This window comes from Pseudohalocynthiibacter aestuariivivens (assembly GCF_018457175.1).
Lineage (GTDB): Bacteria > Pseudomonadota > Alphaproteobacteria > Rhodobacterales > Rhodobacteraceae > Pseudohalocynthiibacter > Pseudohalocynthiibacter aestuariivivens.
The window spans coordinates 173,578-197,865 of the sequence record NZ_JAGFNU010000008.1 but is presented as its reverse complement, the minus strand read 5'-3'; the positions used below and the strand labels follow the sequence as shown (position 1 = coordinate 197,865).

Genomic DNA, 24,288 nt, shown 5'->3' with positions numbered 1-24,288 from the left:
GACCCCTAATCAGTCGGGTGGCGGTAAATCATCCGCCGAACCGAACCGGTTTTTGAGCGCATCAAAATGGTTTCAGCGGTCAGATATCCAACTTCGCGTTTGATACCGGAAACGAGTGATCCGTCTGTAACACCGGTCGCGGCAAAGATAACATCTTGCGTTACCATATCGTCCCGCGTGTAAACACGGTTCAGGTCGGTGATGCCAGCCTTGGCTGCGCGGCCTTTTTCATCGTCATTTCTAAACAGCAAGCGGCCATAGATTTGACCGCCCATGCATTTCAAAGCCGCTGCAGCCAATACACCCTCAGGTGCGCCGCCAGAGCCCATATACATGTCAATGCCAGTGATATCTGCTTCGGCGCAATGCATAACACCTGCAACGTCGCCATCCGTGATCAGCCGGATTGCCGCACCGGTCGCACGGATTTCTGAAACCAGATCTTCGTGGCGGGGGCGTTCCAGAATGCAAACAGTGATGTCCTCGCAGCTTCCGCCCTTGGCCGCTGCCAGCGCTTCGACACGCTCGCTTGGTGACATGTCAAGCGTAACGGTGTCCGTGACAAAACCTGGACCGATTGCCAGTTTTTCCATGTAAACATCGGGCGCATGCAACATTGAGCCGCGTGGACCCATCGCAATGACGGCCAGCGCGTTTGGCATATCTTTCGCCGTAAGCGTCGTGCCTTCGAGCGGATCAAGCGCGATATCGACACCCGGGCCACCACCACGGCCAACTTCTTCGCCGATGTACAGCATTGGTGCTTCGTCACGCTCGCCTTCACCAATGACGACAACACCATTGATATCAAGCATGTTCAGCTGCGTGCGCATTGCATCGACAGCTGCCTGGTCTGCGGCTTTTTCGTCGCCCCGGCCAATCAGGCGGGCCGATGCCAAAGCCGCAGCTTCCGAAACCCGGGCAAGGCCCAGCGACAGCATGCGATCGTGAAATTCTACCTCGTTGGTCATTCAGTTTTCCTAATTCAATACGCAAATCTACTAAGCTTAACTCTCAATAGCCCGGTGTGGTGTTTGACGCTAGACCGTTTCAATCCGGATTGCGACCGGATCAGAGGCAAGCACCCCTGTCGCTGCAAACCCTGACAGCGCGCGGTCAAGTGCATCGCGTGTGGTTTTATGCGTGACGATCAACACTGGTGCAGCGGCGTCTGCGTGGCCGTATTGGCGCATCCTGTCGATTGAAATGCTGGATTCACCAAGGACCGTTGCGATCTTAGCCAAGGCGCCGGGTTTGTCATGCAGATGCATCCGCAAATAATAAGGCGCGGCGGAGTTCGCCTTGGCAGGCTTCGCAGTAACAAGGCTCTGTGCGGGCTGGCCAAATGTGGAAACGCGGATGCCACGTGCAATATCCAGAACATCGCCCATCACGGCGCTTGCGGTCGGGCCTTCACCAGCACCAGCACCGCGCAGAACAACCTGTCCAACGCTGTCACCTTCCACCACGACCATATTGGTTGCATTCTCAAGCTGTCCAAGCGGAGATTCGGCAGGCACGAGGCAGGGCGACATCCGGCTTTCAAGGCCGCGTCCTGTCATCTGTGCAACGCCCAGCAGTTTGATCCGATACCCCATGTCAGCGGCGGCTTCGATATCTTCAATTGAAACGCGCTCTATCCCCTCAAGTTCCATCGCGTCGAAATTCACTTTGGTGCCAAAAGCGATAGCAGCCAGCAGGGCGAGTTTGTGCCCCGCGTCGATACCCCCGACATCCAGTGTCGGGTCCGCCTCGAGATAACCAAGCGCATTGGCCTCTTCGAAAACCTCTTCATAAGGAAGTTTGGCATTTTCCATCCGCGTCAGAATGTAATTACAGGTGCCATTCATCACACCCATGATCCGTGTAACCTGATTGGCGGCAAGCCCTTCGGTCAGCGCTTTGACAATCGGGATACCCCCGGCAACAGCGGCCTCAAAGCGGATCACGCGGCAGTTCGCCTCTGCGGCTTCCGCCAAAGCCTGACCATGAATGGCGAGCATTGCCTTGTTTGCAGTCACAACGTCTTTTCCGGCATTGATCGCAGCTTCGGTTGCGGCTTTCGCTGGGCCGTCCGAGCCGCCCATCAACTCGACAAAAACATCGACATCATCGCGCTTGGCCAGAGCGACCGGATCATCCTCCCAGTCAAAGCGGGACAGGTTGACGCCACGGTCCTTGTCGCGTGACCGCGCAGAGACGGCGCTGATCACAATTTCGCGCCCGGTGCGGGCCTCAAGTAAAGCTTTGTTGCGCTGAATAATTTTCACAACGCCGGCTCCGACGGTTCCCAGACCAGCAATGCCAAGGCGCAAGGGTTCGGACATGGGTATTCTCCGTCAGTTTAAGTTTCGCAGGTCTGTTATCGGGATTCCCTGAGCCATGCAATCTGAACCGGGAGAAACAGTCTTATTGATGCTTTTCTGTGGCTTCCGTCAGTTCTGTGCTGCGGTGTCATCCAGTTCCTGCCCCCGCAGCGCATCGGCGCGTGCCCGCAAGCTTTCTGCCCGCGCTTCAACCTCTTCAATGGACTCGTCGTCAATTTCGGTAGAGCCAGCGTCTGCCAAGACCTGATCCATCGGGGCAAGGGTAGGGTAATCTGCGGCCAGTGCCTGATCGCTTAGAGCTGAATCAACGTCTGGAAACTGTGTGCAGCCCGCAATCAGCAGCAGAACGCAAAGGTGAACAGCAGAAAAGCGAGGCATTCTAAAAGCTCCGGGTGTCAGGTGGCGGCAGCATAGACAGCGGGAACGGAGTGAACAAGCCACGCGACGTCGTGGTGTAAAAAAGAAGAAGTCGTAAAAAGTTAAAACGCATCTTTGAAATGAACGCGTGTTCAGATAATCATGTCTCATGGCACGCAAAACAGGTTCACATTCTGAGATCACCGGCCCACGGGTTCGCGAGGCCGCGCAGAACCTATTTGCGCGGCACGGGTTTGCCGCCGTCTCGATGCGTCAGATCGCAACCGAAGTAGGCGTGCAGGCGGGTGCGCTGTATCTTTACACGCCCGACAAACAAACGCTGCTGTTTGACCTTATGAAAGGCCATATGGAGGAACTGCTTGAGGCTTGGAGCGAGGCAGAAAAAGGCAAAACGCCAATTGAGCGTCTGGAGGCATTTGTCCGGTTCCATATTCGTTTTAATATCAGTCGATATGATGCTGTTTTTATTGCGTATATGGAGTTGCGAAACCTTACGCCTGAGAATTTCACAGAGATTGAAGCGTTGAGAAAGCGTTACGAAAACGCGCTCGAGACGATCTTGCGGGATGGTCAGGAAGCGGGCGATTTCGAACTTCCCGATACCAAGCTTGCAGCACTGGCAGTGATTGCAATGCTCACCGGGGTCAATACCTGGTTCAAAGAAGGTGGGCGGCTGAACAGGGATACGGTGGAAGGGATTTACTGGGATATGGTGCGCAAGGCTGTCGGCACCTGAGGGGGGTATTTTTCCAGGATTTGCGCGTTCGCCGCCAAAGGCATGCATTCTAAAAGATTTTTGCCTCCGGCGGGGATATTTTTGGGAAAAAGAAACTAATGCGCGGGTTGAATGAACGTTCCGTTTCGAAGGTCGGCAAACGCTATTTGCAGTTCTTCCCGTGTGTTCATGACGATCGGCCCATGCCAGGCGACAGGTTCCTCTATTGGGGCGCCTGAAATCAGCAGGAACCTTACACCGTCAGGCCCTGCCTGAACGGTGACTTCGTCACCCGTGCCAAACTGCACCAACGTCCGGTTACCAGACATGTCGCGTATGTTGAGTTCCTGACCAAACACTTCCTTTTCGAGCAACACACCACGCGGGCGTGACGCGTCGACAAAGGCGCCGCTCCCTGCGAAAATGTAAGCGAAGGCTTGTCTGTAAGTATCTATCGGGAAGGTCTTTTTCACGCCCGGGGGTACAGAGATATCAAGGTACTGCGGATCAGCGGCGATACCATCAACCGGGCCGGTTTTACCCCAGAAGGACCCAACGATGACCCGCACCTTTGTGCCATCATCATCGATTACCTCTGGAATATCTGCCGAGGTGACATCCTGATATCGGGGCGCTGTCATCTTGAGGCTGCTTGGCAGGTTCGCCCAGAGCTGAAAGCCATGCATCTGCCCGGATGCGTTTCCCTTGGGCATTTCCTGATGCATGATGCCGGAACCTGCTGTCATCCACTGGACGTCACCCGCGCCAAGTGTGCCTTCGTTCCCCAGTGAATCACCATGTTCCACAGTGCCATTCAATACGTAAGTTATGGTTTCGATGCCACGATGCGGGTGCCAGGGGAACCCGGCCAGAAAATCCTCGGGGCGGTCATTGCGAAAGTCATCAAACAACAGGAACGGGTCTAACTGGTCAGGGTTTTGAAACCCGAAAGCGCGATGAAGGTGGACGCCAGCCCCTTCGAGTGTAGGCTGCGCAGATGAAAGTGATGTTACGGGTCGTAGGGACATGATCGGGCCCTCCTTTCAATGGTGAACATAATACATGGCCCCCTAGATTTCACTGTGCGTGAGCGCGCATAACTTAGCAGATTAGAGCGCATAGCGTCTTCTACTGCACATATCATGGTGTCTGGGTGAAGAGACGAATGGTCCAGTCGCGCAACTGGCTTGTTTCGGGGCTGAGGGCAGCATCGTCTTTTGACGGCATCAGAAAGTGCCCTTGTGCCATTGGGATTTCTATGTCGAGCGGCTGGGCCAGCCTGCCTGCCATCAGATGGTCCCGCGCGTAACGCTTCATGATCATTGCAACGCCGGATCCTGCCATGATCAGCTCGATTGCGGCCAGAGAGGTGTCGACGAACAAACCCTGTCGGAGCGCCTGTGTCTCTAATCCCTGCATTTGAAAGAATCGAAGCCAATGATCCTGATATCCGTGTATATGGATCAATTCCCGTGCCAACAGATCGGGAATTGTTTTAATGCTTGCACAATCTTCGGGTGCGCAAACCGGGATCATGACTTCTTCAGATAGCAGTTGCGCACTGGCACCGAACCAGCTTCTTGGGCCCAGCCGGATGTCTATATCGATGTCTTCCTCGGTTGCGGAATCGGCCCAGATTGCCGAGATCAGCCGAATGTTGATGTTCGGGTTGGCATGCCGGAGCGCGCCCAGACGCGGGGCGATCCAGAGGACAGAGGTGGATATAGGCGCACGCAGGGTTACGGTTTTCGCCTCTGACGGGCCCAGCAAGCCGCGTGTTGAATAAGCGATATCACTAAGCGCCTGTGCAATGGACGGATAGTAGGCGTGCCCGATCTCTGTAAGCTCCAGCGTGCGTGAGCGGCGGATGAACAGTGCGACACCAAAGGTTTTCTCAAGCGAGCGTACCTGATGGCTGACAGCAGCCTGCGTAAGTCCCAGTTCTTCTGCGGCAGCGGTAAAGCTGTGCCGCCGGGCGGCACATTCGAATGCACGCAGCCAAACGAGATTAGGAAGAGATGCCATGTGGGTTTACCCCCCCCCTGTGTCACAAAAATACTTTAGGACAGAACGTTATATTATTCGTTTTATTCTTGGCAAGCCCCGTGCTTATCCTGAGCTGAACACGGTATCGCGCGCGGCGCATAAAAGGGAATGCTTCATGAAAGTTGGATTTATCGGTCTTGGAAATGTTGGTGGCAAACTTTCCGGAAGTTTGCTTCGCAATGGCGTTGATCTGACGGTGCTCGATCTGAACGAGGACCTGATGCAAAAATTTGTCGAAAAGGGTGCAAAACGCGGGAAAACCCCGGCGCAGATGATGGCGGATTGTGACGCGGTGATCACGTGCCTGCCAAGCCCAGCAGCATCAGCAGCCGTTATGGAAGGCGAAAACGGTATTCTGGAAAACATGGGTCCCGGTAAAATCTGGATGGAAATGTCCACGACGGATGAGGCAGAGGTCACGCGCCTAGGAGCCAAGGTCATTGCCGCAGGCGGCGCTGCGGTTGACTGCCCGGTTTCGGGCGGGTGCCACAGGGCAGATACCGGTAATATTTCGATTTTTGCGGGCTGTGACCGGCCAACTTTTGAACGCATCCTGCCATTCCTGACAACCATGGGGCGGCGGATTCTGCACACGGGTGAACTTGGCAGTGCCAGTATCCTGAAGGTCATGACCAACTACCTTGCCACAGCAAATCTGCTGACCTGTTGCGAAGCACTGGTCGTGTCGAAAGCAGCCGGCATGGACCTTAATACAACCTATGAGGCGATCAAGATTTCTTCTGGCACCAGTTTTGTGCATGAAACGGAAAGCCAGGTTATTCTGAACGGTTCTCGCGATATTTCCTTTACGATGGATCTGGTTTTGAAAGATATCGGGTTGTTTCAGGAAATTGCAGACCGGGCGAAAATACCGCTCGAGATCAGCCCGCTGATGATCGACATCTTCAAGGATGGCATGAAACGCTACGGCGACCGCGCGCAGTCAGACGACATCATTCGCCGTCTGGAAGAAGCAACCGGCCTTGATATCCGCGCGCCGGGATTCCCCGCCGAGATGTTAGATGATGAACCGGAAGAACCGGGATATGAGGTGAACCCGAAGGCAAACAGGTTGGCTGCGGAATGAGCGGGGGAGATTACATAAATTTAGATCGCTATCCGATTGATAAACAAAATAAAGAGTCCTTTGCATCGATGGTGGAAAAGGTTCGAAGGGACCTAGCGAAAGACGGATGTGCAGTGGTCAGGGGCTTCCTAACCGACGCTGGTCTTAAAGCTGCTGTCGCCGAGGCGGACAGCGTCGCGGACAAGGCGCATCGCTCTTACAACAGTACCAACATCTATTTCACGCAGGATGACGAAACGCTGCCAGCCGACCACCCGGCGCGGCAGTTTTATGAACGATCCAATGCTTTCATACCTGCGGACAACTTCGCACCCAATGGCGCGCTGCGTCAGATCTATGATTTTCCGGGGTTTGATGATTTCATTCGCCTGTGTCTGGATGAGCAAGAAGACCGCTTTTTCCGGTATGCCGACCCACTTGCAGATGTAATCGTGAATACGGCGGGCGAAGGAAACGGCTTTCCCTGGCATTTTGACACCAATAATTTCACCGTCACGTTAGCTTTGCAAAATGCCGAACAAGGTGGGGCTTTTGAATATGCGCCAATGATCCGCAAGAACGGCGAGAATATTGAAGAGGTGTCGCGGGTTCTCGACGGGACATCTGAAAATATCCACACGCTCAATCTGGAACCGGGGGATCTTCAGCTTTTCCGCGGGCGTTATTCCCTGCACAGGGTCGCGCCATTGTCGGGCAACCGGCCGCGTCATGTTGCGATTTTTTCCTATGTTGAACAGGAAGGCATGTGCGGCAGCCCGGAACGCACGCGGCAACTTTATGGGCGTGTGTTGCCGATCCATCTGGAACGCGCGAGCCTAAGGGCTGATGACTATGTGGATTAGTGAAACAACTCTGTGTGGGTAGAATTGAAAACGAGCAACTTTAGCTTTTAGGGCGAAGGTCCTGTTCCTTTTCGCGTGGCCCTGAAAGCTTCCAATGAAGCGCAAGGTGCAAAAATCCCTTCATATCGGATTTTTGCGTCAGTGACTGCCTTTGTTCGACAGTAAGGGTGGTTAGAAACGTGCGATGATCCATAAATGCTCCTCAGGCAGCAGCGGAAATCTAACAGCAACAAAAATTGTCGAAAGAATTTAAATTTCACAAGCAGAGAAGATTTTGGTTCAATGGCTTGATGAACCCGCATTCCTTATGTTTGCAAATGAGGAAGCGAACTCCATTCTCGACCTTTCTATCCGTGCAAGGTATTGAGCCCTGAAAAGGAACCAGCGCATGCCTCAGAACGACACTAAAGACCCCGAAGAAATCCTGGCGACTGTCAGCGTTTCACCGATGCGCAGGTACTTTGCGATGGGCGTTCTAATCGTCCTTGGCACCATGTTGATTTACATTGCTTTTGATAAACCGCCCGCGAATTTTGGCTGGCAGGTGTTCCTTTTGGCTTTGGGGACTACCGTGCTTTTTGTCGCTGAAAAGCTGCGGCGCGCGACCTCGCTCGAGCTTGAGCTTACTCAGACAGAACTGCGCGAAAGTTCGGGCAGGGTGCTTGCCTATGTAGACGACATAGTAACCATTGATCGCGGGGTGTTTGCCTTTAAACCTTCAAATGGTTTCATGTTGAAACTAAACAAGCCAATGGAACGTGTCTGGGCGACAGGGTTGTGGTGGCGTATCGGGCGACGTGTCGGCGTTGGTGGGGTAACCTCAGCATCACAAGGCAAATCTATGGCTGAAATTCTGACAGCTCTGACGATTCAAAAGTTAGAAGCTAAAGAAGAACTTTAACTTTCCCACAATAGTTGCGGCGCAAAACGTGGGCTGGTGATGACCAGATTGTGCATCGTAAATGCCGGAATCCCGAGCGCAAATTGCCTAAAGTCCATTGTCGACGTCTGAACGTCATCCACAAGGCCAGTTATCGGGACATAGTCCATGTTGGTTTCAACGATGATGGCTGTGTCACCGTTGCTCATGGCTGGAATTTGGTCTTCAATGTCTGCAATTGTGCCGTCTGTCCACGAAGGTTGCCCAGCAGTTGCCTGTGACCAGTTTACGTCGAACTCTTCATCAACATTGTCCCATGTTACAACGGTCACGCGTATCCAGGTTGGACGACCGGTGTTCGTCAGGTAGTCAAACACTGTTTGCAGGCCATTCAGATAATCCGGATCGATCGGGTCTGTTTCCCGCGAAAGCATATCGCCAAGCGTATAAGCGGCTTTCAGGTTCGTATTTTGTGTTCGGAAGGCGTCGAAGTACAGATACATCCCGACATATGCCCACGCGAGCATTGGCAGCACGATAACAGCTTCTATAGAAATACTGGCGCGTGTTTCTGACAGAAAATGACCAAGACGGGATTTGATATATTTCAACATAATACTACTCACGACCTCGGTTCATTTACAAAGGCAGAGGTCGACACCAGCGCATAACCACCAGTGTGGTCGACGCGCATGTGAAAACCCATTCCGTTCCCCGTGAAGATTGGGTCAAAAATTGCACAGGCCCGCACGAGCATCATCTCGTTGTCCCCGCCACCATCAAACGCGACAACAGGGGTGATGGTGCCGGAACGGTCAACGCAGGTTGCGTTGGACCCAAGCGGCGACCAGGTTGTCGTACTTACAGGGCGCAACTCAAGCTGCAACGCGTTCATACAATCCGGAAGGATCGTCGCGCGGTTACAGATAAGCGTTTTCAATTCGTCATGTGTTGGACCAGTCAGATTCCCAAGGCGCAGGTCGCGAACCGTCAGATCCAGAGCACGCTCAAGCATCACGTGGCGAACCGCCAAAAGGCCTGATTCAAAGGCCGACATGAAAATGTAGATGAATATCGGAAAGACAAGCACGAACTCGATTGTCGCGTTGCCTTTTTCCGAGCGCCTGAAACGGCGGATTAAACGCGTGAACAAATTCATTGTGTAAGTCTCAACTGGTTAATTTGACGCGCAATCGCATTGAAGGCTTGCGAAATCTCTGTGCCTTCGACCCGGAAGAAGTGGCTTACGGTTGACGCACAGCTGCGCATCACGTCGGCACCGTGGTTGCTGACTTCAAAGCCAATCGTGAACACAGTGATGTCCTGGGCTTTTGCAGCGTCGCAAATGTTGTCGAGCATCGTGTCCGCCTGGGACGCCGTATAGACCGTGTCGTAGTACCGATTGCGGTACGAATAGCTCACATTCCGATAGAGGTAGTACCACAAAGTGTAGTTGTTCCAGTGGATGTATTCGCTTTCTGAGTTATAGGCCCAGTCTTCGATCCGGTTGGTGTTCACGTTCTCACCATCGGTCATCAGAACCACAACTTTCATGGTTTCATCGTCATCCCAGGCCGCGGGGCGCGTTGAAAATGCGCTATCCACGATGCCTTGGTTTGCAAGTTCCTGAACGATTGGCCGTGTTGAAGGATCCAGCAAAATGGAACCCCATTTCATACCAATATGGATCGCCGTATTCGCGCGCGCACGATAGTTATCAATCGTGTTGTGCATTGCGGTCACGTCCTGGCTAAGCGGAACGATACGCTCATAAGTCTGCATCGGGCAGCCGGGGTTGCGGATCGGTTGATATGAGCTGCTGCTCCACTCAAAGTGCTGCATTTGCTTATAGTACCGATTGTAATTTCCATTGGCGTCCGTGCCGAAGTCCAGCCCGGTTTCATCAAAATCAGATTCAATAAAATCGATACAATGAGAATAATTATGGTTCGGGATGGATGTCCGCTGTATCTGGTTAAAGATGGCAGGACCCGCATTCACATGCGCCGTGTAGGGGATAATGGAAAGCGAAATCAGGTCTTCGGCCTCTTCACGAATAACCGTGTCGACAAATTCCTTTGCCGCAACCCGCAGGTTGTAAATCTTGTTGTTTCGCCCCATTGAGCCGGAAATATCCACCACAAGTGAAATTTCCACGTTTGATACGCGCTCTTCAGCGGCACCCCCGGCAAGTGCATGCAGGGGCGTGTCGCCCATCATGTCAAGAAACTGGCCCATCCGGTCTTCACCACCAGTGGCGCCGCTTTGACGAATTGGCATAAACAGCGTTCTGACGTCAGTCGCGGCGAGCGCGCTTACGGTGCGGTAGTTCAGACCCTGATCAACGGTTACGGAAAGCAGATAATCCCGCATGCCGGCTTTGTCGAAGTAGTCTTCAACAACAGACTGAGGGTCCAGTGTCTGGTCAAGGTCTGCCGCAGCCAGAATGGAGCGGTCCAGCGTGTTCTGAAGTTTCGTTCGGGTGTTTTCGTAGCGCATCATATCAACGGCCATGCCGCCTACCATGAGCATCAATACGAAAATAAAGAGTGAGAAGATGATGAGAGAGCCATTTTCATCTCGGTGGAATTTCGCCGCTTTTGACAGAAAGGACCCTTGGGTGCTTTCCATTTTCTTTGCAGCATCTATACCGTGATCGAACTGAACAGAACGCATCGTCACATACCTCTCTTGATGTCGCTGTAAACGACCTCGAAACCCCTCGCACTTAAATGAGTGCCCGGACATAAGGCTTTAAGGTTGTGGCAAGATATGGGCAAAGATGGGTCCGAATTGAAAAACGCCAGGAAAACTTGGGCTTTTTTGCATCACTCTTGGCCGTTTTGTTTCGCATCTCGCCACATTAAGGCTAATTTAGCCACGTTGTTCACGTTTTGAGATCAATTAACAGTCCATTTAAGGGGCAAAAAGCAGCAGAATCATTCGATTCGCGTGAGACACGTTAACCAATTCGTCATAATGTCGCAGGACCCAGAAAGTTGCGAGCGATTCTCGCGACTGCAGGATTTGGAGAGAGAAATGACCGGCATCCAAGAGCCCAGTTTTCGTGAATCAGTAGATATAATGTTTAACAGGGCTGTTGCCTTAATGGATCTCCCACCGGGTCTTGAAGAAAAAATTCGTGTTTGTAACGCAACTTATACCGTTCGGTTCGGCGTGCGCCTTCGTGGCCAGTTGCAAACCTTTACAGGGTATCGTTCTGTTCATTCTGAACATATGGAACCTGTGAAAGGCGGCATCCGCTATGCAATGGGTGTTAACCAGGACGAAGTTGAAGCGCTGGCAGCACTGATGAGCTATAAATGTGCGTTGGTTGAGGCCCCATTTGGCGGCTCCAAAGGCGGCCTGCGTATTGATCCGCGCGAATATGATGAACACGAACTGGAGCTTATTACCCGTCGGTTCGCATACGAATTGATCAAGCGTGACCTGATCAACCCGAGCCAGAACGTGCCTGCTCCGGACATGGGAACGGGCGAGCGCGAGATGGCATGGATCGCCGACCAATACGCGCGGATGAACACCACAGACATCAATGCCAGGGCCTGCGTAACAGGCAAGCCCCCACATGCAGGTGGTATCGCGGGCCGAGTTGAAGCAACCGGTCGCGGCGTTCAATATGCTCTGAAAGAATTCTTTCGCCATCCTGAAGATATTGCGAAAGCCGGACTTGACGGGAAACTGGACGGGAAACGGATCATCGTTCAGGGCCTTGGTAATGTGGGTTACCATGCTGCCAAGTTTCTGTCCCAGGAAGACGGCGCCAAGATCATCGGTATCATCGAACGCGATGGCGGCATTTTTGATGAAAAGGGGTTTGATATTGATGCAGTTCAGGCTTGGCTCGCCAAACATGGTGGTGTCAAGGATGTGCCGGACTGCAAATACGTTAAAAACGGTGCACTGCTGCTTGAAGAGGATTGCGACATTCTTATCCCTGCGGCTCTTGAGGGCGTGATTAACCTTACCAACGCTGATCGCGTTAAAGCCCCTTTGATAATCGAGGCTGCAAACGGCCCGATCACATCAGGTGCTGACGAGATTCTGCGGAACAAAGGGACGGTGATTATCCCGGATATGTATGCAAACGCTGGCGGTGTGACCGTGTCCTATTTCGAATGGGTCAAAAACCTCAGCCACATCCGGTTTGGCCGGATGCAGCGCCGTCAGGAAGAGGGCCGTCACCAGCTTGTTGTGGATGAGCTTGAACGCCTTTCTGGTGACAAGAATCTTGGATGGCAGTTGTCCCCGGATTTCAAGGAAAAGTACCTGCGCGGTGCGGATGAGCTGGAACTCGTGCGCTCTGGTCTGGATGACACCATGCGGTTTGCTTACCAGTCGATGCGCGAAGTCTGGCATGGCCGCAATGATGTTACCGACCTGCGCGTTGCAGCCTATCTGGTTGCGATTGACAAGGTTGCCACCAGTTACCGCGCCAAAGGGCTCTGATTCCATGGCCGGAGTCGATCTGGCGTTTTCTTGCAGATGCGGCACTCTGAAAGGGGTGTTGCATTCTGTTTCTCCAACGACGGGCAGCCATGTAAAATGCTATTGCTGCGACTGTCAGGCGGCGGCGCATCATCTTGGTGCGGCGGAGGTGCTGGACGAGCATGGCGGTACAGAAATCTATCAGACGATTCCTGCCGAAATAGAACTGACAGAGGGCGCTGAAAAGCTCGCCTGTATGCGCCTGTCACCCAAGGGTCTCATGCGTTGGTACGCCTCTTGCTGCAACTCCCCGCTTTTCAACACGCTGGCCTCAGCGAAACTGGCCTTTGTGGGCGTCCACGTAAGAGCGTGTGAAAAAAACGCCGAAGCATTCGGACCGCTTGTTGCAGTGGTAAATACTGGTGGTGCAATTGATCCACCTGAAAACCTGAAAGATTTTGGCATGCGACGCGCGATTTGGGGATTTGTCCGTCGTAATCTCGGCGCGAAGTTACGCGGCAGAACCGAGAATTTTTTCTTTGACGCAAATCGAAATCCCATCGTTACGCCATATGTGCTGACGCTGGAAGAACGGCGCGCAGCCACACCGAAATAACAGAAGCGACAAGTCCTGTCGGAAAATGCCAAGTTGCGAGCGGAGACGCATTGCACATTGTCTGTGGACTTGGTTCTATCGTCTCGTCTGACTATGGAGTAAGAAATGCGGTTTTCCGGCCTGCGGGTGATAAAAGAAGGTTTGTCTGGCAACAAAGGCTGGACCCCTCACTGGCGCAACCCTGAACCAAAGTCAGAATATGACGCCATTATCATCGGCGGCGGTGGTCACGGCCTGTCGACAGCTTACTACCTTGCAAAGAACCACGGCATGACAAACATCGCCGTTTTGGAAAAAGGTTACATTGGCGGTGGCAACGTTGGCCGGAACACGACCATCGTGCGCGCCAATTACTTCCTGCCCGGCAATTCTGAGTTCTACAGTCATTCGCTGAAACTGTGGGAGGGGTTGGAGAAAGACCTAAACTACAATGTCATGCACTCTCAGCGCGGACAGATTGCATTGTTCCATTCCGATGGTCAGCGCGATGCTGCCGTGCGCCGGGGCAATGCGATCCGAAATCAGGGCGATGACGTAGAGCTGCTGTCGCGCGAGGATGTGCAACGTTTGCTGCCTTATCTTGACTATGAACAGGCGCGGTTTCCGATCTATGGCGGATTACTGCAGAAACGCGCAGGAACTGCACGCCATGACGCGGTGGCCTGGGGTTATGCACGCGGTGCGGACCAGCGCGGTGTTGATATCATTCAGAACTGCGAAGTAACGGGCATCGACATTGAAAACGGTGCTGTGAAAGGTGTGCAAACAACTCGCGGAGCGATCTGCGCCAAAAAGGTCGGGATTGTTGTGGCCGGCCGATCTGGTCAGGTTGCGGCCTTGGCCGGGATGCGCTTGCCTATTGAAAGTCATGTTCTGCAGGCCTTTGTGACAGAAGGGCTAAAGCCCTGCATCGACCATGTTGTAAGCTTTGGGATGGGTCACTTCTACATCAGCCAGTCTGACAAGGGTGGGCTGGTCTTTGGGGGTGATCTGGATTTTTACGCCTCTTACGCGGCACGTGGCAATCTGCCGATGGTTGAACATGTGATGGAGGCTGGAATGACCCTGATGCCGATGATCGGCAAGGCAAAACTTCTGCGCAGCTGGGGCGGTATCATGGATATGACGCCTGATGGCTCCCCCATCATCGACAAGACAGACACCAAGGGGCTCTTTATCGACTGTGGCTGGTGCTACGGTGGGTTCAAGGCTGTGCCGGGGTCTGGCTATTCATTCGCGCATCTTATGGCGACCGATACCCACCATGAGTCCGCAGCGAAATTCCGCCTTGACCGGTTCCGAACCGGTGTTGGCCTTATGGACGAGGAGGGGACCGGTGCTCAACACAATCTTCATTAAAAAGACGGCAGTGGCTGTGCTTTTAGGCAGCCTTGTTGCAACCCCAATCGCGGCTATGGACATGCCGATGGGGTGTTTTGAACGGAACTATACAAAGGCGCATCTGTCGGGTCAGCCCGCACAGGTTGTTGAAAGTATCCGCGTCTTGTTTACCGAAGAGACCTTTGACGATTCCACATATCTTCACGCCCGGATGCAGGTGCTTCTGGCCAATCAGGGGCATGTTCGCGCAGAAGGATTGGGTGGCGAAACGCTGGATCAGTTTTTGATCTGCGATGCAGGCAACGGCAAACAAGCCCCTGCTTGTTTTGTAGAATGCGACGGTGGTGGCATGCAAATCAGCCGCAACAGTGGCGGGATACTGGAGTTTCGCACTGATTATCTGATGGTTGGCGACTATGACGAATGTGGTGGTGCAACCGACCTGACAGAATATCAGGGTAAATCAGTGACCTACCGATTGAACCAAGTTAACGACGCACGCTGTGACGACCTGCGGCACTGAGCATTAAGAGGCTGAAATGCGTATAAAATGCCCACTTTACGGGGAACGCGACAGACGCGAGTTTTACTATGTCGGGGATGCCAGTGCGCTGGACCAATCTGCCGGAAAAGCCAACATGATTTGCATTCAAGGGATGTGGGTGGATTGAGTATCTTTGATAAAACCAAGCAACAGGTCAGGACACTGACCATGCTCATTGCGATTACAGGAAGCAATGTGGCGACAACGGCGCATGCCTCCGACCAACCTTCGCCGGAGGAAATGGCCAGTGAAATCGTTGAATTTGCAAACACACAGGACGTTCCTAACTACGGCCCCGGGACGGAAGTGCGGTTGTATGCAGATGGTGCTGCAGTAGTGCGGGAAATCAGATTGACTGATCCGGAATTAGAACAATTTGCCAAGACAAATAGCACTGAGATGTTGGCTCTTTTTGCTCCCGACTACCAAAAGGAGGTCTGTTCGAGTTGGATTGGAGCGGCATTCGTTCGACGCGGGGTTGTCTATCGCACTGTTGTTACGGACACAGATAGAACTGAAACTGCGCGGTTTGAGGTGGACCAATGCTAGAGGTTTTTCTGTCGATGTTCGGGGCAACCGTGTTGGGTTTTGTACTGTTTAGTGGAGGCAACGATGCGGCTTAAATGTCCGCTTTGCGGAGAACGCGACAGACGCGAATTCTATTATGTCGGGGATGCCATCGCGCTTGACCGTCCGACCCCGGACGCGGGTGACGTGGCGTGGGATGATTACATCCACAACCGCGACAACCTGGCCGGTGTGACCCGTGACCTCTGGTATCATGAAAGCGGTTGTTCGGCATGGCTGGTCGTGACCCGTAACACGGTGACGCACGAGGTGTTGTCAACGGCACTTGCCTCTGACGTCAAGCGGGGGGCTGCAAAATGAGGGTCGAGGGGAAAGGCCTGATCAACCGTGACACGCGTGTTGGGTTCAGCTTTGATGGCCAACGATACACTGGCTTTGAAGGCGATACGATCGCCTCGGCCCTGCTGGCCAATGACGTGCGTTTGACTGGGCGCAGTTTCAAGTACCACCGTCCGCGTGGCATTCTGACCGCAGGGTCAGAAGAACCAAACGCCCTGATGACCGTGGGCGAAGGTCCTAGCCAGAGCCCAAACACCCGCGCCACCACGCAGGACATTTTCGAAGGTCTTGTTGCGCGCAGCCAGAACAATTGGCCGTCCCTGAAAACGGATATTCTGTCAGTAAATGACGCATTCACGAATTTCCTGTCAGCAGGGTTTTATTATAAAACTTTCATGTGGCCGCGCAGCTTTTGGGAAAAGGTTTATGAGCCTTTCATCCGCCGCGCAGCGGGGCTTGGTGCGCTTTCAGGCAAACACGATGATGACCGATGCGAAAAGGCTTTTGCCTTTTGTGACATATTGGTTATCGGCTCTGGCCCCTCTGGTCTGATCGCGGCGCTGGCGGCTGCGCGCGCTGGCGCTGATGTAATTCTGGCCGAGGAAGACAGCCGCTTTGGCGGGCGCTTGCTGACCGAGACCTACACGCTGGATGAAAAGCCCGGGCATATTTGGGTGGACGAAGTAATTGCTGAACTGGAAGCAATGGATAACGTTCGCCTGATGCACCGCACGGCAGTCACTGGTGCCTATGATCAGGGCACCTACGGCGCGCTTGAACAGGTCTCAAACCATCTTGCCGCACCACACGCAGATGCGCCGCTTGAATGTTTCTGGCGGATCGTTGCGAAACAGGCGGTGCTTTGCGCCGGCGCTATAGAGCGTCCCATTGCCTTTCCGATGAACGACCGTCCCGGTATCATGACCGCCAGTGCCGTCAGGGCTTACCTCAACCGCTGGGGTGTTGTGCCGGGACGCGAGGTTGCGGTCTTTGGCAACAACGATGATGCACATCGTACCGCGCATGACCTGGCGGCGGCGGGTGTAAAGGTTGCAGCACTGATCGACAGCCGACCAGATGCTGACGTCAGCGGTGATTTCCCCGTTTACACGGGTGCCGAGGTGGTGGACACCAAAGGCCGCCTTGGCCTGAGCGAGGTTCAAATTCGCACAGCATCAGGAACAGAGACGCTCAAGACCGATTGTCTGGCAATGTCGGGTGGCTGGAACCCCACGCTTCACCTGACCTGCCATATGAATGGCCGTCCAATCTGGAACGACAGTATCGCCGCTTTTGTTCCAACGCCGAACATGGTCCCGGGCCTTGATGTTGCCGGGGCTGCGGCTGGTGTATTTTCAACAAAAGGGGCGCTTAAGTCAGGGCTGTTCCGCGCGAAAAAAGCCTTGGATGCGCTGGGCATTAAAACCCCATCCATACCGCTGCCAAAGGCCGAAGACGCTGCCTACAACATTACCCCGCTCTGGCAGGTCGCTGGTAAGGGCCGCGCATGGCTCGATTTTCAGAATGATGTGACCACCAAGGACGTGAAACAGGCCGCAGCCGAAAACTTTGCCTCGGTCGAGCATATGAAACGCTACACGACGCAAGGCATGGCCACCGATCAGGGCAAAAACTCGAACGTTGGGGCGCTTGCGGTGCTGGCGGACGCGACAGGCCGCGCAATTCCCGAAACGGGAACAACGACCTTCCGCCCGCCTTTCACCCCGGTATCAATCGCGGCAATGGGGGCCGGTGGTCGCGGCAAGGGCTTTGCACCGGAACGGTTTATGACGTCCCATGCTGCCACCGTTGAACGTGCTGCGCCGATGATCGAGGCGGGCCTTTGGTATCGTCCATCCTACTTTCCGCGTCCCTGTGAAACCACATGGCGCCAATCCTGCGACCGCGAGGTCGAAATGGTGCGCGAAAGCGTTGGCATTGCGGATGTTTCAACCCTTGGCAAAATTGATATTCAGGGGCCTGATGCAGCGGCATTTCTGGACTTTGTTTATACCAATACCTTCAGCACGCTTAAGGTGGGTCGCACGCGGTATGGCCTGATGTTGCGCGAAGACGGCTATGTGATGGATGACGGCACAACAGCGCGTCTTGGGGAACACCATTACCTGATGACAACGACAACAGCCGCCGCCGGGCCAGTGATGCGGCATCTGGAATACGTGCATCAATGTCTTTGCCTGGATATGAACGTGCGGTTCATTTCAGTGACTGAACAATGGGCGCAATTCGCCGTTGCGGGGCCAAAGTCGCGCAAATTGCTGAACACCATTCTTGATGCACCAATCGAAAATGAAAGCTGGCCGTTCATGGCCTGTGGTCCGGTCACGCTTTTGGGTGTTGATGCCCGCCTGTTCAGGATTTCGTTTTCGGGTGAACATGCCTATGAAATCGCCGTGCCAGCGCGCTATGGCGATGCGCTGTTCCGCGATCTGCTTGCGCGGGCCGAGGCGCTGGGCGGTGGCGCTTACGGTATGGAAGCGCTGAACGTACTGCGCATCGAAAAAGGGTTCATAACGCATGCCGAAATTCACGGACGCGTGACGGCTTTTGACATCGGTATGGAACGCATGGTTTCCGCCAAGAAAGATTGCATCGGCAAACCTGCCGCAGCCCGCCCCGGATTGGTTGATCCAGAACGCGAGCGGCTTGTCGGGATCAAACCCATTGGCGAGGTGAAACAACTCGTGGCAGGCGCACATCTGTTTAACCCGAATGACGAAGCCGTACGGGTGAACGATCAGGGATATGTGATCTCTGTCTGTTACTCTCCGACGCTGGACAGCAATCTTGGTCTCGCATTTCTGAAAAACGGCCCTGCACGTCATGGCGAGACAATAATGATGGTGGATCATCTTCGCAGGCTCGAGGTTCAGTGCGAGGTTTGCCATCCGGTGTTCCTTGACAAGGAAGGGGAGAAAACCCGTGGCTGAATTGATTGCTAAAACCCCAGCCGAAGGTTTGTTGCCGGTAACTGCAGGAACAATGACCCTGACCGAGATTCTACCTGCATGCGTGACGTCGGTCGCACCGTTCAAGGGGCAGGAAAAAGCGGCTTCTGCTGCGCTCAAGGCGGCTTGTGGAATGACTATGCCCGGCCCAAACCGCGCAACCGGAAAGGACGGCGCGCGCGCTGTCTGGATGGGGCAGGGACAGGTTTTTGTTCTTGGGCCGGACGCGCCTGCAGACCTTTCTCAATACGCCGCATTGACCGACCAAAGCGATGGATGGGTTGTTATGCGTCTTCATGGGACAGGGGCCGAAGATGTGCTGGCGCGTCTTGCACCCATCGATTTGCGCGCCACGGTCTTCAAACGCGGTCACACCGCCCGCACCACTTTGCTGCACATGATGATGTCGGTGACGCGCAGCGGAGCGAACAGTTTTGACATCATGGTGATGCGGTCTTTTGCTGTGACCGCTGTGCATGATCTGACCATTGCCATGAAATCTGTCGCGGCGCGCGAATGAGCGCGCTATTTCACGGCTGATCGCGCGGGAAAAAGGTGTAAGTTTTTAAAATGGGCCGCTTTTGAACTTACAAGATTTGCAAGTTTCGCGTAAAACACCGCTCAAATGACACCTCTGGTGTCGTCGCCATCTGGACAGATCGTCTCTCTGGCCTGATACTGCGTCCATGAGTCTGCCTCCCGGTTTCATTGACGAACTCCGCACACGAACATCGCTCTCGCAGGTGGTGGGCCGCAAGGTTATGTGGGATGCGCGCAAGTCCAACCAGGGCAAAGGCGACATGTGGGCGCCATGCCCCTTCCACCAGGAAAAAAGTGCTTCTTTTCATGTAGATGACCGAAAGGGATTCTACTATTGCTTTGGGTGCCACGCCAAGGGTGACGCAATTTCCTTTGTGCGCGAAACCGAAAATGTGGGCTTTATGGAAGCCATTGAAATTCTTGCGCGGGAATCTGGCATGCAAATGCCCGCCCCTGATCCGCAAGCGCAACAAAAGGCCGACAAACGCAGCCAGTTGGCCGAGGTCATGGAACAGGCTGTTCAATACTATCGCCTGCAACTGAAGACTTCCGCCGCAGCTGACGCCCGCGACTACCTTGATCGCCGTGGTTTGAATGAAGCGGCGCAAGCCCGTTATGATATTGGTTTTGCAGCGGAAATTCGACAGGGCGTGTTTCAGCATCTGACCGGGAAGGGCGTTGATCCGGAACTGATCATCGACGCGGGGCTCGCTGCGAAACCTGATGATGGTGGTGCGCCCTATGACCGTTTTCGTGGCCGTATCATCTTTCCGATCCGCGATGCGCGAGGGCGTGCTATCGCGCTCGGCGGTCGGTCGTTAGACCCGAATGCGCGCGCAAAGTATCTTAATTCACCCGAAACAGCGCTGTTCGATAAGGGCCGCAGCCTCTACAATCACGGCCCCGCGCGTGAGGCTGCAGGCAAGGGCCAGCCGCTGATCGTGGCCGAAGGGTATATGGATGTCATTGCCCTTTCTGAGGCTGGATTTGGAGCGACAGTTGCCCCCCTTGGAACAGCCATCACCGAAGATCAACTCCGGCTAATGTGGCGTATTTCACCGGAACCCATTATTGCGCTTGATGGCGACAACGCCGGGCTGCGGGCTGCTATGCGTCTGATAGATATAGCACTTCCCATGCTTGAGGTTGGTCTGTCGCTTCGGTTTGCTCTGATGCCGGAAGGGCAGGACCCTGATGATATTCTTCGTGCGCAAGGGCCCGGCGCGATGCAAAAACTGTTGGATCAGGCTCAGCCGATGGTTCAGCTTTTGTGGCAACGTGAAACCGAAGGAAAGATATTCGATAGCCCGGAACGCAAAGCTGCGCTTGATAAGAGCCTGCGCGATGCGATCCGCAAAATTCAGGACCCGTCAATCCGGAACCACTATGGCGAAGCGATCAAGCAGATGCGATGGGACCTGTTCGGAACACAGCGCCGTAAAACGGCTTTCAAAAAAGGGGATTGGAACAAACGCCAAATCGCCACACCTTCACCAAGCACAAAAAACTCTCTTCTGGCTGCAGGAAATCAGGTTGAAGAACCTCTGCGCGAGGCAGTGGTTCTTGCGACGTTGCTTTTACATCCTTCTATTATAGGCCAGTTCGAGACTGCTTTGGAACGGCTGGAGCTTTCGAACCCGGATCACAACGCGCTCCGCAATGCACTCTTGATTCATCTTGGTGCACCGGCAGAGAATTTTCGTGAAAATATAGCGGAAGATGCGGGGCGGGAGGCCCTTGAAAACCTGTTTAATGCGCGCCATGTCAAACTTGCTCCAACAGTGCGTAATCCGGGCGATGTTGAAATTGCCGTTCATTGTATAGCCGAGGAACTTGCGAAACTTGATGCACAACGTGGCATCCGGCGCGAAATTTCCGAAGCTATGCAGGATTTGACCGGCCTTGCCGATGAGGGTTTGACCTGGAGGATTGGTCAGGCCGCCGAAGCCCGCAACAGGGCGGAACGTGCTGAGACGGAGGACAAAGCAGAATATGAGACGGCCCCAAACGGGTTGTCCATGAACAAAGACGAACTGAAACGCAGGGACGATATCTTCTCAACAATTACGTTTTCCAAGAAAAAAGACCGCCAAAATTAAACGGTTTGATGAGGAAGAAGTAAAGAAAACAGTTTAAACGGGTTGCGAATCACCGAATCACACGATTGATTCGGGTTAACGCCGATTTCCGAATCAGCCCGCCTTCGCGAGGAACATTGAATGGCCGCCAAAGATACCGACGACCGTAAGCAGGAAGATCAGGACACCGAACAGGGGCTCGATATGAGCCAGAGCGCTGTCAAAAAGATGATTGCCGAAGCGCGCGAGCGTGGCTACATCACCTACGATCAGCTTAATCAGGTTCTGCCACCAGAACAGGTTTCTTCGGAACAAATTGAAGATGTGATGTCGATGCTTTCAGAAATGGGCATCAATATTATTGAAGACGACGAAGCCGAGGAAGAAGAAAAAGGTTCAACCGATCTGGTTGAGACCAGCAGCGCACGCGATGTTGTTGTTGCGACTGCTGAAAGCGAAAAGCTGGATCGCACGGATGATCCCGTGCGCATGTATTTGCGTGAAATGGGTTCGGTCGAACTGCTTTCGCGTGAAGGCGAGATTGCAATTGCGAAACGGATAGAAGCCGGACGCAACACGATGATCCTGGGGCTTTGCGAAAGCCCCCTTACATTTCAAGCGATTACGATCTGGCGCGACGAGCTTCTGAACGAAGAAATTTTATTGCGCGACGTGATCGACCTTGAGACGACTTTCGGCAACACGATGGGCGAAGAGGACGAAGAAGAAGAGCCAGTTGTTTCCCCGTTAACCGTTGGTGCAGCCGCGCCTGCGCAAAAAGAAGAAACGCCGGAGTTAGACGCCGACGGTAACCCGATTATCGCTGAAGACGATGACGACGAGGATGAACAGGCAAACATGTCGCTCGCTGCGATGGAAGCCGCGTTGAAACCACGTGTCTTGGAAACGCTGGACCTTATTGCGCGCGACTATGCCAAACTGTCTGATATGCAGGACGTTCGGATCTCGGCGACGTTGAACGAAGACGAAAGCTTTTCTACCGGCGAAGAAGACACGTACCAAAAGCTGCGGGCCGAAATTGTGGAGCTTGTGAACGAACTGCATCTGCATAACAACCGGATCGAAGCGCTGATCGACCAGTTGTACGGTATTAACCGCAAAATCATGTCGATCGATTCGAACATGGTGAAACTGGCAGATCAGGCTCGTATCAACCGTCGCGAATTTGTTGAAGCCTATCGGGGCCACGAGTTGGATCCGACCTGGCTTGAGCGGATGAGCGAAAAGGCTGGACGTGGCTGGCAGGCGCTGGTCGAACGCTCGACACCAAAAATTGAGGAACTTCGTGCAGATATGGCACAGGTTGGGCAGTATGTCGGTCTTGATATCTCAGAGTTCCGTCGCATCGTTCAGCAAGTTCAGAAGGGCGAAAAAGAAGCGCGTCAGGCCAAGAAAGAAATGGTCGAAGCGAACCTGCGCCTTGTTATCTCTATTGCTAAAAAATACACGAACCGCGGCCTGCAATTTCTTGATCTTATTCAGGAAGGTAACATCGGCCTGATGAAAGCGGTGGATAAGTTTGAATATCGCCGCGGCTATAAATTCAGCACATATGCAACATGGTGGATCCGTCAGGCGATTACCCGGTCGATCGCCGACCAGGCACGCACAATCCGAATTCCAGTACATATGATTGAAACCATCAACAAACTGGTGCGCACAGGACGCCAGATGTTGCACGAGATTGGCCGTGAGCCAACGCCGGAAGAACTGGCTGAAAAACTTCAGATGCCGCTTGAAAAAGTGCGCAAGGTTATGAAAATCGCCAAAGAGCCGATTTCTCTTGAAACGCCAATTGGCGATGAAGAAGACAGTCAGCTTGGCGATTTTATTGAGGACAAGAATGCGGTTCTGCCGCTTGATTCCGCAATTCAGGAAAATCTGAAAGAAACAACGACACGTGTTCTTGCCAGCCTTACCCCAAGGGAAGAACGTGTTTTGCGGATGCGGTTTGGGATCGGAATGAACACGGACCACACGCTTGAAGAAGTTGGTCAGCAGTTCAGCGTTACGCGCGAACGTATTCGTCAGATCGAAGCCAAGGCGCTTCGCAAACTGAAACACCCAAGCAGATCACGCAAGCTTCGCAGTTTTCTTGATCAGTAAAATACGCAGGCAGCAGCGTTGCCACTGCCTGGAAATTAGCAGAATTCGAGATTTTCAGGTTACATATCGCTTGTTAGGCTGAACCTGTTCGTACAACAGGAGGTGCCTACATGCGTCAGACTTGCTCTTTTTCCGATCAATTTCAGTTCGACTACCTTAGCCTTACCTCTTTGTGAGGAATGGTGTTTGAACGGAGAACAGAATTTTGGGAACGCGGCGCATTTTTTTTAGAACGCCGTTACAAGTTGCGCGCTGGCGGGGTTCATGCGGCCAGCGCGTGTGACTTAGGACTTTCAGTCAACACCGCAGCGGGAAACTGGCATTGGGACGACGACAGCGCCAGTGATATTGATGCGCAGATCGTTCTGCGAAATCCCGCGTCTGGAACTTATGATAGTTGGGTTGGGACGATCGGATCGGAAAACCGTGATGCTGTTTTGCAAATTTAAACATTCCAAAAATGAACATTAGCGAGAAACAGT

The 24,288-nt window shown here is 53.5% G+C and carries 25 protein-coding genes; 16 read left to right on the top strand and 9 right to left on the bottom strand.

The window, feature by feature from the left end; genetic code table 11:
- Positions 1-5: 5 nt before the first annotated feature.
- The 3 genes from glpX to J4E70_RS13225 all read right to left on the bottom strand — a co-directional run bounded on the left by glpX (position 6) and on the right by J4E70_RS13225 (position 2,705).
- Positions 6-971 (bottom strand): class II fructose-bisphosphatase, encoded by a 966-nt coding sequence (glpX, locus tag J4E70_RS13235; protein WP_213890082.1) that lies wholly within the window; start codon positions 969-971, stop codon positions 6-8.
- A 69-nt stretch (positions 972-1,040) separates the two neighbouring features.
- Positions 1,041-2,327, bottom strand: a complete 1,287-nt coding sequence (locus J4E70_RS13230; protein ID WP_213890080.1) for a homoserine dehydrogenase — start codon at positions 2,325-2,327, stop codon at positions 1,041-1,043.
- Between the two features lie 108 nt (positions 2,328-2,435).
- Entirely contained in the window at positions 2,436-2,705 is a 270-nt protein-coding gene (locus J4E70_RS13225; RefSeq protein WP_213890078.1) for a hypothetical protein, read from the bottom strand.
- 148 nt (positions 2,706-2,853) lie between these two features.
- Here J4E70_RS13225 and J4E70_RS13220 point away from each other — a divergent pair, with 148 nt between their 5' ends.
- Positions 2,854-3,441, top strand: coding sequence for a TetR/AcrR family transcriptional regulator (locus J4E70_RS13220; protein WP_213890074.1), 588 nt, complete (start codon positions 2,854-2,856; stop codon positions 3,439-3,441).
- 95 nt (positions 3,442-3,536) lie between these two features.
- Here J4E70_RS13220 and J4E70_RS13215 read toward each other — a convergent pair whose 3' ends face one another.
- Both J4E70_RS13215 and J4E70_RS13210 read right to left on the bottom strand, forming a co-directional pair.
- Positions 3,537-4,448, bottom strand: a complete 912-nt coding sequence (locus tag J4E70_RS13215) for a pirin family protein (protein WP_213890072.1) — start codon at positions 4,446-4,448, stop codon at positions 3,537-3,539.
- Positions 4,449-4,560: 112 nt separating this feature from the next.
- Complete coding sequence (locus J4E70_RS13210) at positions 4,561-5,445, bottom strand: LysR family transcriptional regulator (RefSeq protein ID WP_213890070.1); 885 nt, start codon at positions 5,443-5,445, stop codon at positions 4,561-4,563.
- 136 nt (positions 5,446-5,581) lie between these two features.
- Between J4E70_RS13210 and J4E70_RS13205 the strand changes: the two genes are divergently transcribed.
- Together J4E70_RS13205 and J4E70_RS13200 are read left to right on the top strand one after the other, a co-directional pair.
- A complete protein-coding gene (locus J4E70_RS13205; protein ID WP_213890069.1) occupies positions 5,582-6,553 on the top strand; it encodes an NAD(P)-dependent oxidoreductase in 972 nt (323 codons plus the stop codon).
- A 68-nt stretch (positions 6,554-6,621) separates the two neighbouring features.
- Positions 6,622-7,395 (top strand): HalD/BesD family halogenase, encoded by a 774-nt coding sequence (locus tag J4E70_RS13200; protein WP_246531744.1) that lies wholly within the window; start codon positions 6,622-6,624, stop codon positions 7,393-7,395.
- 40 nt (positions 7,396-7,435) lie between these two features.
- On the opposite strand, the gene J4E70_RS13195 is transcribed toward J4E70_RS13200, so the two are convergent.
- Positions 7,436-7,588 (bottom strand): hypothetical protein, encoded by a 153-nt coding sequence (locus J4E70_RS13195; RefSeq protein WP_213890066.1) that lies wholly within the window; start codon positions 7,586-7,588, stop codon positions 7,436-7,438.
- A 195-nt stretch (positions 7,589-7,783) separates the two neighbouring features.
- Between J4E70_RS13195 and J4E70_RS13190 the strand changes: the two genes are divergently transcribed.
- Positions 7,784-8,296, top strand: a complete 513-nt coding sequence (locus J4E70_RS13190) for a hypothetical protein (RefSeq protein WP_213890065.1) — start codon at positions 7,784-7,786, stop codon at positions 8,294-8,296.
- Here J4E70_RS13190 and J4E70_RS13185 read toward each other — a convergent pair.
- The 3 genes from J4E70_RS13185 to J4E70_RS13175 are packed head-to-tail and all read right to left on the bottom strand — an operon-like array spanning position 8,293 to position 10,951.
- Positions 8,293-8,889 carry a TadE/TadG family type IV pilus assembly protein gene (locus J4E70_RS13185; RefSeq protein ID WP_213890064.1) on the bottom strand — a complete coding sequence of 199 codons (597 nt, stop codon included), beginning with the start codon at positions 8,887-8,889 and terminating at the stop codon, positions 8,293-8,295. The genes J4E70_RS13190 and J4E70_RS13185 overlap by 4 nt on opposite strands.
- Positions 8,890-8,897: 8 nt before the next feature.
- Positions 8,898-9,434: a TadE/TadG family type IV pilus assembly protein gene (locus J4E70_RS13180; protein WP_213890063.1), complete on the bottom strand. Its 537-nt coding sequence runs from the start codon at positions 9,432-9,434 to the stop codon at positions 8,898-8,900.
- Positions 9,431-10,951 carry a TadE/TadG family type IV pilus assembly protein gene (locus J4E70_RS13175; protein ID WP_246531755.1) on the bottom strand — a complete coding sequence of 507 codons (1,521 nt, stop codon included), beginning with the start codon at positions 10,949-10,951 and terminating at the stop codon, positions 9,431-9,433. Before J4E70_RS13175 ends, J4E70_RS13180 begins: the two co-directional genes overlap by 4 nt.
- Before the next feature lie 363 nt (positions 10,952-11,314).
- Between J4E70_RS13175 and J4E70_RS13170 the strand changes: the two genes are divergently transcribed.
- From J4E70_RS13170 to J4E70_RS13115, 12 genes are all read left to right on the top strand, one after another.
- The gene (locus J4E70_RS13170; protein WP_213890062.1) at positions 11,315-12,745 is read left to right on the top strand and encodes a Glu/Leu/Phe/Val family dehydrogenase; all 1,431 of its coding nucleotides are present in this window, start codon (positions 11,315-11,317) and stop codon (positions 12,743-12,745) included.
- Between the two features lie 4 nt (positions 12,746-12,749).
- On the top strand, positions 12,750-13,340 hold the full coding sequence (locus J4E70_RS13165) for a DUF6151 family protein (protein ID WP_213890060.1): 591 nt from the start codon (positions 12,750-12,752) through the stop codon (positions 13,338-13,340).
- 105 nt (positions 13,341-13,445) lie between these two features.
- A complete protein-coding gene (locus J4E70_RS13160) occupies positions 13,446-14,699 on the top strand; it encodes a sarcosine oxidase subunit beta family protein (protein ID WP_213890059.1) in 1,254 nt (417 codons plus the stop codon).
- The gene (locus J4E70_RS13155; protein ID WP_213890058.1) at positions 14,677-15,204 is read left to right on the top strand and encodes a hypothetical protein; all 528 of its coding nucleotides are present in this window, start codon (positions 14,677-14,679) and stop codon (positions 15,202-15,204) included. Before J4E70_RS13160 ends, J4E70_RS13155 begins: the two co-directional genes overlap by 23 nt.
- Positions 15,205-15,220: 16 nt before the next feature.
- Positions 15,221-15,352: a sarcosine oxidase subunit delta gene (locus tag J4E70_RS13150; RefSeq protein WP_213890055.1), complete on the top strand. Its 132-nt coding sequence runs from the start codon at positions 15,221-15,223 to the stop codon at positions 15,350-15,352.
- Positions 15,349-15,774, top strand: a complete 426-nt coding sequence (locus tag J4E70_RS13145; protein ID WP_213890053.1) for a hypothetical protein — start codon at positions 15,349-15,351, stop codon at positions 15,772-15,774. The genes J4E70_RS13150 and J4E70_RS13145 overlap by 4 nt, the downstream gene beginning before the upstream one ends.
- Positions 15,775-15,837: 63 nt before the next feature.
- Positions 15,838-16,113, top strand: coding sequence for a sarcosine oxidase subunit delta (locus tag J4E70_RS13140; protein WP_213890051.1), 276 nt, complete (start codon positions 15,838-15,840; stop codon positions 16,111-16,113).
- Positions 16,110-19,043, top strand: a complete 2,934-nt coding sequence (locus J4E70_RS13135) for a sarcosine oxidase subunit alpha family protein (protein WP_213890049.1) — start codon at positions 16,110-16,112, stop codon at positions 19,041-19,043. The genes J4E70_RS13140 and J4E70_RS13135 overlap by 4 nt, the downstream gene beginning before the upstream one ends.
- The gene (locus tag J4E70_RS13130) at positions 19,036-19,581 is read left to right on the top strand and encodes a sarcosine oxidase subunit gamma (protein WP_213890048.1); all 546 of its coding nucleotides are present in this window, start codon (positions 19,036-19,038) and stop codon (positions 19,579-19,581) included. The genes J4E70_RS13135 and J4E70_RS13130 overlap by 8 nt, the downstream gene beginning before the upstream one ends.
- 166 nt (positions 19,582-19,747) lie before the next feature.
- Positions 19,748-21,700: a DNA primase gene (gene dnaG, locus J4E70_RS13125; RefSeq protein WP_213890046.1), complete on the top strand. Its 1,953-nt coding sequence runs from the start codon at positions 19,748-19,750 to the stop codon at positions 21,698-21,700.
- 120 nt (positions 21,701-21,820) lie between these two features.
- Complete coding sequence (gene rpoD, locus J4E70_RS13120) at positions 21,821-23,806, top strand: RNA polymerase sigma factor RpoD (RefSeq protein WP_213890044.1); 1,986 nt, start codon at positions 21,821-21,823, stop codon at positions 23,804-23,806.
- Positions 23,807-23,988: 182 nt separating this feature from the next.
- Positions 23,989-24,255, top strand: coding sequence for a hypothetical protein (locus J4E70_RS13115; RefSeq protein WP_213890043.1), 267 nt, complete (start codon positions 23,989-23,991; stop codon positions 24,253-24,255).
- The last annotated feature ends 33 nt before the right edge of the window (positions 24,256-24,288 follow it).